Origin of the sequence: Janthinobacterium sp. Ant5-2-1 (assembly GCF_001445815.1) — a bacterium.
Classification (GTDB): Bacteria; Pseudomonadota; Gammaproteobacteria; order Burkholderiales; family Burkholderiaceae_D; genus Janthinobacterium; species Janthinobacterium lividum_E.
The window spans coordinates 1-9,571 of record NZ_LNCE01000109.1 but is presented as its reverse complement, the minus strand read 5'-3'; the positions used below and the strand labels follow the sequence as shown (position 1 = coordinate 9,571).

General features: G+C 62.3%; 7 protein-coding genes and 1 pseudogene. 6 read left to right on the top strand and 2 right to left on the bottom strand.

The genetic code is table 11. The features are described from left to right. Positions 1-285: pseudogene (locus tag ASN89_RS25125) on the bottom strand (hypothetical protein); the annotation flags it as partial. 179 nt (positions 286-464) lie between these two features. Between ASN89_RS25125 and ASN89_RS25120 the strand changes: the two are divergent. From ASN89_RS25120 to ASN89_RS25100, 5 genes are all read left to right on the top strand, one after another. Next, positions 465-1,715, top strand: a complete 1,251-nt coding sequence (locus ASN89_RS25120; RefSeq protein WP_058051155.1) for an Hsp70 family protein — start codon at positions 465-467, stop codon at positions 1,713-1,715. Between the two features lie 38 nt (positions 1,716-1,753). Continuing rightward, positions 1,754-2,383, top strand: a complete 630-nt coding sequence (locus tag ASN89_RS25115; RefSeq protein ID WP_170846245.1) for a PolC-type DNA polymerase III — start codon at positions 1,754-1,756, stop codon at positions 2,381-2,383. Positions 2,384-2,559: 176 nt separating this feature from the next. After that, positions 2,560-3,948 carry a tetratricopeptide repeat protein gene (locus ASN89_RS29600; protein ID WP_058051157.1) on the top strand — a complete coding sequence of 463 codons (1,389 nt, stop codon included), beginning with the start codon at positions 2,560-2,562 and terminating at the stop codon, positions 3,946-3,948. Between the two features lie 101 nt (positions 3,949-4,049). Further along, positions 4,050-4,526, top strand: a complete 477-nt coding sequence (locus ASN89_RS25105) for a DUF4262 domain-containing protein (RefSeq protein WP_046685106.1) — start codon at positions 4,050-4,052, stop codon at positions 4,524-4,526. Next, positions 4,523-4,966 (top strand): DUF6386 family protein, encoded by a 444-nt coding sequence (locus ASN89_RS25100; protein WP_058051154.1) that lies wholly within the window; start codon positions 4,523-4,525, stop codon positions 4,964-4,966. Before ASN89_RS25105 ends, ASN89_RS25100 begins: the two co-directional genes overlap by 4 nt. 24 nt (positions 4,967-4,990) lie before the next feature. Here ASN89_RS25100 and ASN89_RS25095 read toward each other — a convergent pair whose 3' ends face one another. Beyond that, entirely contained in the window at positions 4,991-6,868 is a 1,878-nt protein-coding gene (locus tag ASN89_RS25095; protein ID WP_235502074.1) for a GGDEF domain-containing protein, read from the bottom strand. Between the two features lie 322 nt (positions 6,869-7,190). On the opposite strand from ASN89_RS25095, the gene ASN89_RS25090 reads away from it, so the two are divergent. Continuing rightward, positions 7,191-9,386, top strand: a complete 2,196-nt coding sequence (locus ASN89_RS25090) for a prolyl oligopeptidase family serine peptidase (RefSeq protein ID WP_152988686.1) — start codon at positions 7,191-7,193, stop codon at positions 9,384-9,386. Positions 9,387-9,571: the final 185 nt, after the last annotated feature.

Sequence of the window (9,571 nt, the reverse complement as noted above, 5' to 3'; positions counted from 1 at the left end):
GGCCAGGCCCGCCGAGGCCAGTTCCGTGCTGGAAAACACGAGGTTGACGGCGCTGGCCAGGGTGGCCGGCTCGGGCGGCGTGACGGGCGGAATTACGGGTGGCGTCACAGGCGGGGTGACGGGCGGATTGAGGGGTGGCGGGCTGCCGCCACAGCCTGCCGTGCTGTGCAGCCCGCAACCGGCGCCGGCCTGGGTGTCGGCCGAACCGCCGCCGCAGCCGGCCAGGGAAACGAGGAAAGCCGCCAGCAAGGCAGCGGACAGGTGGCGCAGGGGAGCATGGGGCACGATGGGTCTCCGGGAGCTGGCCGAGTTGCTCGGCGTTAATTTCCTAAGAGTATCTTTTGCGTGCGGCCGGCACTTGATGCAAAGCAAGCTTGTGATGTTGACCGGGCTGAACGGGTTTTGCTGGTGCAATGGCCTGCCTTCTGATAACATAACGCCCCTTTATTCAGGGAAGGGTCGACATGGCCAATGCTTGCGGCGTCGATTTCGGCACGTCAAATTCCACGGTAGGCTGGGCGCGTCCCGGGCAGAGCACCATGCTCGGCCTGGAAGATGGCAAGACGACCTTACCGTCCGTCGTCTTCTTCAATGCGGAAGACGAGGAAGTCAGTTTTGGCCGCGCGGCGCTGGCTGGCTATCTGGCCGGTTACGAGGGGCGCTTGATGCGCTCGCTGAAAAGCTTGCTGGGTACCAGTCTCATCGATGGCCAGACGGAAGTGGGTGGCCGCGCGCTGCCGTTCCGTATGTTGCTGGCGCAATTCATTGGCGAAGTGAAACGCCGCGCCGAGCAGTCCGCCGGCCGCGAATTCTCGTCCGCCGTGTTCGGCCGTCCCGTTTTCTTTATCGACGACAACGCGGAAGCGGACCAGCTGGCGCAGGACACCCTGGCCGAAGTGGCGCGCTCCGTCGGCTTCAAGGATGTCGCCTTCCAGTTCGAGCCGATTGCCGCAGCGTTTGACTACGAGTCGCAGATCGCCAAGGAAGAGCTGGTGCTGATCGCCGACATCGGCGGTGGTACGTCCGACTTTTCGCTGGTCCGCTTGTCGCCGGACCGGGCGAAAAAGGCCGAGCGGCGTGACGATATCCTTGCCACGGGCGGCGTACATATCGGTGGCACGGATTTCGATAAATACCTGAGCCTGTCTTCCGTCATGCCTCTGCTCGGCTATGGCAGCCGCCTGCACAACAATAGCGAAGTGCCGTCCAGCTATTATTTCAATCTGGCGACGTGGCACACGATCAACCTGGCTTACACGAAGAAGATCTGGGTGCAGTTGGCCGATGTGTGCCGCGATGCGCGCGAGCAAGACAAGATGGGGCGTCTGCAAAAGCTGATCGACGAGCGCGCCGGCCACTGGCTGGCCATGAAAGTGGAAGAGGGCAAGATCGCCCTGTCCGACGCGGCCGAAGTGCAGCTCGAGCTGGACCGCTTGTCGCCCGCGCAAAGCCTGCTGCTCAAACGCGCGCAGTTCGACGAAGCCATCGGCCACCTGTGCGGCTCCGTGGAAGACACCGTGCTGCGTTTGCTGCGCGACGCGGGTGTGGCGCCGGAAGCCGTCGACACCGTGTTCTTCACGGGCGGCTCGAGCGGCGTGCGCTTGCTGCGCGAAAAGATCGCCGCCCTGGTGCCGGCCGCACGCAAGGTCGAGGGTGACTTGTTCGGCAGCATTGGCGCAGGTCTCGCGCTGGACGCCGTACGCAAGTTCGGCTAAGCTGGTCCACCGCAGCATCGCAGAAAGAGCCTGACTTCATGAATGTGTTTGACAAACCGATCGTCATGATCGACTTCGAGACGACCGGACTGTCGCCCGACATGGGCGACCGCATCACGGAAGTGGCGGCGCTGCGCATCGAGGGCGGGCGGATCACGGACCGTTACGTGACCCTGATCAACTGCAATGCGCGCATTCCCTCGTTCATCACGGGCTTGACGGGCATCACGCAGGCGATGGTCGACAAGGCGCCGCCCGTGGCCGAAGTGGTGCCGCAATTGCTGGATTTCATCGGCAGCGATGCCTTGTCGGCCCACAATGCCAGCTTCGATGAAAAATTCCTGCGCGCGGAAAGCGCCAGGCTGAACCTGACACCGGCACACCAGTCGCTCGTGTGTTCATTAAAACTGTCGCGCCGCGTGTTTCCCGGCATGGCCAGCTACAAGCTGGGCTTGTTGTCGAGCCAGCTGGGCATCGCCTTCAAGAGCGCCGCCCACAGGGCTGAATCCGATGCGGAAGTGGCGGCGCAAGTGCTGATACATATCGGCCGCCATTTGCGCAGCAGCTACGGCATCGCCGACGTCGACGCGGACTTGCTCGTGTCGCTGAACAAGCTGGCCGCCGCCAAGGTGCCGCAATTCCTGCAAAAGCATCCATCGCGCCGCTGAGCGCCGTTTCCCCTCTAAGCGGGCTCATCAAAACGATATGATTTTGTTATTTCGTTTGAGCCTGCTCAAGTCCTTCCCCCGCATCGAATTTAAAATTTAAGCAACACACGATTTCGCCGCCCTGGGCCGCCGTTTTGCGCGTGCTGCCGGCAAGCGCAATGTGGATGGGGGCGCACATGGACAAGGACCATACTGCCAGAGATAGCCACCAGGCGTATATCTGGTTCCGCACGGCTGCCGAGCAGGGCAATGCCTACGCCCAGTTCAACCTGGGATTGATGTACAAGAAGGGCGAAGGCGTGGCGCAGGACGATGCGCGCGCCTTTGTCTGGCTGCGCCTGGCCGCGCTGCAAGGGCTGGCGTTCGCGCAGAACCACCTGGGCGCCCTGTATTACCACGGCCGTGGCGTGGCGCAGAGCGACGCCGACGCCGTGCTGTGGTTTCGCCGCGCCGCCGCCCAAGGCGATGCGTCGGCCCAGCAAAACCTGGGGCAGATGTACCGCAAGGGACGCGGCGTGCTGCAGAGCGACGAGCTGGCCCTGGCGTGGTTTTACCGCGCTTCCGAACAGGGCGTGGCCAGCGCGCAATCCTTGCTGGGCGAAGCGTATGCCCAGGGACTGGGGGCGAAAAAGAACGATGCGCTGGCCCTGGCCTGGTTCCGCAAGGCAGCCTTGCAGGGCGATGCGCAAGCGCAGCTGAACCTGGGGCTCGTCTACAAGCGTGGCCAGGGCGTGGTGCAGAGCGATGCGCAGGCGTTGGCCTGGTTCCACCAGGCCGCTGCCCAGGGGCTGGCCGTGGCGCAGCGGCAACTCGGCGTGGCGTATGCGGAAGGCTCGGGCGTGGCGCCCGACCAGCTGCGCGCCTATGCCTGGCTGCAACGGGCGGCCGAACAGGATGACGCCGACGCCCAGTTCAACCTGGGCCTGATGCTGGCGCGCGGCCAGGGCGTCGACAAGGACGAGGCGCGCGCCGTCGCCTGGTACCGGCGCGCCGCCCTGCAAGGCCATTGCATGGCGCAATACAATCTGGGCGGCATGTTTGCGGGCGGGCGCGGCGTCACCCGCGACTTGCGTCAGGCGCTCGACTGGTATGCCCGGGCGGCGGCCCAGGGCGCGTCGAATGCGCAGTTCAACCTGGGCGTGATGTATGCCAATGGCCAGGGCGTGGAGCGCGACGAAGTATGCGCCGTGCGCTGGTACCGCACGGCTGCCGACCAGGGCGACGCCAGCGCGCAAAATAACCTGGGCGTCATGTATGCGAACGGCCATGGCGTGCCGCAAGACGATGGTCTGGCCGTGCAATGGTATGCGCGCGCGGCCGGCCAGGGCCATGCGCTGGCCCAGTACAACCTGGGCGGCATGTACAACAGCGGGCGCGGCGTGGAGAGGGACCCCGTCTGCGGCTATATGTGGCTGGCGCTGGCGGCCGAGGGGGGCGACAGCGGGGCGGCCAGGGCCAGGGAGGCGGCTGCCACCAGGCTGGAGTCGGCACAGCTGCAAGAAGCGCAGCAGCGCATGCGGCAATGGCGCCAGCTGCGCTTTCCGCCTCTGCCACCGTCCGACTGACCCGCCGTCACCGTGCGCGCAGGGACGCGTGCCGCATGCGATAATTGCCGGCAGGCATGTCGCGAAGGCGGCGTGGTTTTCGGCACAGTGAAAGGTGGAGCATGGTAAGGCAGGCAGGCGAGGATGCATCCGAGCAAAAAGTCATCGACGACATCGCCACGCATGGCTGGCATGGCGTGCATATCGGCGCCGATGAAGAAGGCCCCGGCTATGCCTTCACGATAGGCGCTAGCCACAGCTTCGGCCAGCCCGAATTTCTCATCATGGGCTTGCCCCATTCCATGGCCCACCGGATACTCGACGTGGCGCTGGACGCCGCGCGCAGCGGCGCCATCACGGATTTTACGGCCACCACGGACGTCTTGCTGGAAGGCCATCAGTGCGCCTTCGTGCGCGTGCCCGTCGAGCAATACCGCGACTACGTCGGCTACGCGCGCTGGTATTACCAGGGCGATGACTTTAGCTTGTACCAGATCGTCTGGCCGTCGCGCGATGGCCATTTTCCATGGCAGGCGCAAGCGAGCGCGCAGTACGTGGAGAGCCAGCCCCTGCTGGGACCGGCGCCGCTGGCCGCATGACGCCAAGCACGGGCGTCAAAATCGTGACCGGGACGGCTACCCTGTGCGTGTTCGACCCCGCCCTCTTGCGCCACAAGCTGGAAGATGACTGCGACTGGTGGAGCATCCCCAGTGCGGAACTGGCGGCCGTGAACGCGGGGCAAGTGGCGTTTTTCAACGTGGGTGATGACGGCGCGTATGAACTCGCCTTGAACGCCGAACTTGCCGAGCCGCAGGTAGTTGTGCACTTGTCCGTCGTCTCGGGACGCGTCTTCATCGGCGCCGGAGAAGACGTCACGGGCGGCGGCCTGGAACCGGACACGGCATACGGCGGCCTGTTCGTGGACGTGCCCGCAGGTAGCTACCGCGTGCAGGCGCGCCGCGAGGGCACGCACATCAGCCTGGCATTCTTGCCCGATGCGCGCAGCAGCAATGCGTTTGGCGACCTTGTGCGTATTTGATCGCGCGTAGAGTATTGCTCCAGGCTAGGCATCCATGCGCGCCACGCCCGCGCCTTGCCGCCGGTCCAGGAACAGGCTGTTGCCGTGGATTTTCTTTGCCTGCTTCTTTGCTTCGGCCGCCTGCGTGGCGATCTGGTGGTGCGTGTAGTACTGGTGCGCCTCGACCTTGATGACGCCCAGCGACAGGCTGATCAACGAGTAAAACACTTTCTTGCCTTGCCGGTCTTCGCTGATGTAGCCGCCCCGTTCGCAGTCACCCGTGCTGTAATAGGCGAGGATGGCGGCCGCGAAGTCGTCGAGCATGGCCTGGCAGCGCGTTTCCCAGTCTTCGCTCTGGAACAGGATCATGAAATCGTCGCCGCCAATGTGGCCGATGAAGTCGCGGTTCGGGTCGCAATGGCTGCTGAGGATTTCTCCCGTCAACTGGATCACGTCATCGCCCTTGCGGTAGCCGTACACATCGTTGAAGGGCTTGAAGTGGTCAAGGTCGCAATAGCAGACCCAGAAGCGGCTGCCGCTGTGCAATAAACGGTCGATATGTTCGTTGATGGGCACGTTGCCGGGCAGTTGCGTCAGCGGGTTGGCATAGCGGGCCGCATTGATCTGCATCTGCGTGATTTCGCGCATCAAGTCATGTCCCGTGCCCATGCCCAGGTAGCGGCCGTGTTCGGTAATGATGAAACCGTTGAACAGGTGGTGGGCATCCGACTGCACCATGGTGTAGCTGAGTTCCTGCAAGCTTGTCTCGTGGTCCGCGATCAGGGGCGTGGCATCCATGAACAGGCTGCATGATTTCTTGCCATACAGTTCGCGCTGGTAGGGGCGGGCGAAGTGGTCAATCATTTCGAAGCGGCTGATCAGGCCCAGCGGCACGCCGTCATCGACGACGGGGATGATCATCAGCTTCGGTTCCTTCAGGAAGATGTCGTACACCTCATTATTGTTGAGCTGCGGCGACACGGCCGCCACCTTGTGCAACAACTTGCGGATACTGGCGCCATTCTTTTCCAGACTGCTGCGCTGCGGATACACGGCCACGCCATTGCGTCCCAGCGCCTGCACCACTTCAGCCGGCAGGGCGCGCGCCGGCACCGCGTTGGGCCGCCCCAGGTGGTAGCCCTGGCCGAACGCCACGCCCAGGTCGCGCAAGACCAGCAATTCCGTTTGTGCCTCGATACCTTCGGCGATCACCAGGGTGCCCGATTTCTCCGCGATTTCCTGGATCGAGCGCACGAATTGCAGTTTCACGGGATCATTATTGATGCCCTGGATGAAATGCATGTCGATCTTCACGTATTCCGGGCGCAGTTCCGACCACAGGCGCAGGCTGGAAAAGCCTTCACCGAGGTCGTCGATGGCGATCTGGAAACCCATGTTGCGGTAGTGCAGCACGGCTTCGCGCATCAGCTCGTAATCGTAAGTGGGCTGGTTCTCCGTCAGCTCGATGATGACACGGTCCGGATTGATGCCGATGTGCTCGATGTATTCGAGGGTTTCGCCATGGCGGGCATTGCGCAGCAGCAGGCATTCGGGGCTGACGTTGAGAAACAGTTTTCCTGGCAACTGCAGTTCGGCGAAGCGTTCGAGCACCACTTGGCGGCACAGGTGCTCCACTTCCAGGGTCAGGTCGTGCGCGCGCGCCACCTTGAACAGATTCATCGGCGCGTGCAGGGGGCTGTCGGACGGTCCCCGTATCAAGCCTTCGTAGCCGATGATGTCGCCGCTGTGCATGTGGATGATGGGCTGGAACAGCGCGCTGAGCTTGCGGCCCGCGAGGATCTCGTGCAAGGCATCCGTCCCTTCGATGGTTATGGGAAGCGATGGCGGTTTCAGGTAAGCCACGTTCGATGGCGTCGCGCCGGGCGGCACGGCGGTGGCGGAAGGGAGGGCGAGAGTGTGCATAGGAGGCTGTGGCGGCACGGCCTCTGGACGGGCCATGAACATGTTGCCGATAGTAAAGAAGATTTATGACAACTTGATGAAACGACTTTGCTTTTGATAATGTTTCTTGCATGAACGTCAGTTTGCCGATTCCGTCGAAAGCGAGATTTATCATGGCAATCCATGTAAATTTGCCAAACAAAAGACGGCAAATCCACCGGATAACTGTGCTTTAAAAGTGGCAATCCGCGCTATGATTTCTCTTGGCGAAAGTCAACATGGGCAGCCGCAGCGTGTGTGTGCGGCCTGCTTTCCTCGACATCCAACAATGAGACAACAACCCATGCAATTACGTAGTGCAACCCTCATATTCAGCTTGATGGCCGCTTTCGGTGGCAATGCCTTGGCGCAAAGTGCCGCGACGCCATCGTGCCCGGCCGGCGACGGCGCTGCCGTGACGTATCCAGTCAGCAAAAAAGTCGACCAGCAAGACAGCTATTTCGGCACCACCATCGCCGATCCGTACCGCTGGCTGGAAGACGCCAACAGCGCGGAAACGGGCGACTGGGTCACGGCGCAAAACAAGCTGACGCAGTCGTACCTGGGCACCATCCCCGAGCGCGCCGCGATCAAGCAGCGCCTGACCAAGCTGTGGAACTATGAGCGTTTCTCTACGCCAACGAAGCAGGGCGGCCGTTACTTCTACAGCCGCAATGACGGCTTGCAGAACCAGGCCGTGCTGTACACGGTGAAAAAACTGACGGACGAACCGCGCCTGCTGCTGGACCCGAACACCCTGTCGACGGATGGCACGGTGGCGCTGGCCGGCACTTCGATCAGCCCGAACGGCAAGTACCTGGCGTATGCCACGTCCGCCTCCGGCTCCGACTGGAACGAGTGGAAAGTGCGCGACATCGAATCGGGCAAGGATTTGACGGACCACATCAAGTGGGCCAAGTTCTCCGGCGCTTCGTGGACCAAGGACAACACCGGTTTCTTCTACAGCCGCTATGACGCGCCGAATGAAGCCACCAAGCTGGCCGATATCAATTACTTCCAGAAATTGTACTTCCACAAGATCGGCACGCCGCAAAGCGACGACGTACTGGTCTTCGACCGTCCGGACCAGAAGGAATGGGCGTTTGGCGGCAGCACCGTCAGCGACGACGGCAATTACCTGATCATCACGGCCACGCAAGGCACGGAACGCAAGAACCGCATCTTCTACAAGGACTTGCGCCAGAAGAATGCCAAGGTCGTGGGCTTGCTGGAAGCGTTCGACGCTTCGTACTCGTTCATCGACAATGACGGCCCCGTGTTCTTCTTCAAGACGGACAACAAGGCGCCAAAATCGCGCGTGATCGCCATCGATACGCGCAAACCTGCCCCTGCCGACTGGAAAGAAATCGTGCCGGAAGCGGCGGAAACCCTCGTCGCCGTCAACCTGATCAACAACCAGCTGGTGCTCGACTACTTGAAAGATGCGCAAACGCAAATCAAGATCGTCGGCCTGAACGGCAAGCTGGTGCGCGAAGTGGCCTTGCCGGGCATCGGTTCGGCCGGCGGCTTTGCGGGCAAGCGTGGCGATACGGAAACGTTTTACTCGTTTACCAGCTTCACGACGCCAGCGACCATCTACCGCTACGACATGAAATCGGGCAAGAGCACGGTGTACCGCCAGCCGAAGGTTGATTTCGACCCGAATGCCTTTGAAACGCGCCAGCAATTCTTTACCAGCCGCGACGGTACCAAGGTACCGATGTTCATCGTCTCGAAAAAAGGCATGAAGCTCGACGGTTCCAATCCGACCTATCTGTACGGCTATGGCGGCTTCAATATTTCGCTCACGCCGAGCTTCTCCGTGGCGAATCTGGCCTGGGTGGAAATGGGCGGCGTCTACGTGATGGCCAACCTGCGCGGCGGCGGAGAATATGGCGAAGCCTGGCACCAGGCTGGTACCAAGCTGAACAAGCAAAACGTGTTCGACGATTTCATCGGCGCGGCGCAATGGCTGGTGGACAACAAGGTCACCTCGCCATCGAAGCTGGCGATCGGCGGCGGCAGCAATGGCGGCCTGCTGGTCGGTGCGGCCATGACGCAGCGTCCGGACCTGTTCGCGGCGGCCATCCCGCAAGTGGGCGTGCTCGACATGTTGCGCTTCCACAAGTTCACCGTGGGCTGGGGCTGGGTACCTGACTACGGTTCGTCGGACGACGCCGAACAGTTCAAGGCGCTGGTGAAGTACTCGCCGCTGCACAACCTGAAGGCGGGCGGCTGCTATCCGGCCACCATGATCACGACGGCCGACCACGACGACCGCGTCGTGCCTGCCCACAGCTTCAAGTTCGCCGCCGCCGCCCAGGCAGCGCAAGGCGGCGCGGCGCCCGTGCTGATCCGCATCGACAGCAAGGCCGGCCATGGCGCCGGCAAGCCGACGACCAAGCAGATCGAAGAAGTGGCCGATCGCTGGGGCTTCCTCAGCCGTTCGTTGAAGATGACGCCGGTAGTGGCGGAGCCAGCCAAGGTGGCGGCGCAGTAAAACACGGTAGGTCGGATTAGCGCGGCATCGCCGCGCGTAATCCGACACCACCGGAGCCAACAATGTGTCGGATTACGCGGCGTGCCGCCGCTAATCCGACCTACGTTGCTCTGCGTGCACGATCCTAGCCAATACCCCCTCCCCAAACACCGTTTGAAACGGCAAATCCTTGCGCTGTGAATAGC

Coding starts and splice junctions, on each gene's coding strand:
- ASN89_RS25115 (WP_170846245.1), top strand. CDS start 1,754: ATGAATGTGTTTGACAAACCGATCGTCATGATCGACTTCGAGACGACC.
- ASN89_RS25100 (WP_058051154.1), top strand. CDS start 4,523: ATGACGCCAAGCACGGGCGTCAAAATCGTGACCGGGACGGCTACCCTG.
- ASN89_RS25095 (WP_235502074.1), bottom strand. CDS start 6,868: ATGCACACTCTCGCCCTCCCTTCCGCCACCGCCGTGCCGCCCGGCGCG.
- ASN89_RS25105 (WP_046685106.1), top strand. CDS start 4,050: ATGGTAAGGCAGGCAGGCGAGGATGCATCCGAGCAAAAAGTCATCGAC.
- ASN89_RS25090 (WP_152988686.1), top strand. CDS start 7,191: ATGCAATTACGTAGTGCAACCCTCATATTCAGCTTGATGGCCGCTTTC.
- ASN89_RS29600 (WP_058051157.1), top strand. CDS start 2,560: ATGGACAAGGACCATACTGCCAGAGATAGCCACCAGGCGTATATCTGG.
- ASN89_RS25120 (WP_058051155.1), top strand. CDS start 465: ATGGCCAATGCTTGCGGCGTCGATTTCGGCACGTCAAATTCCACGGTA.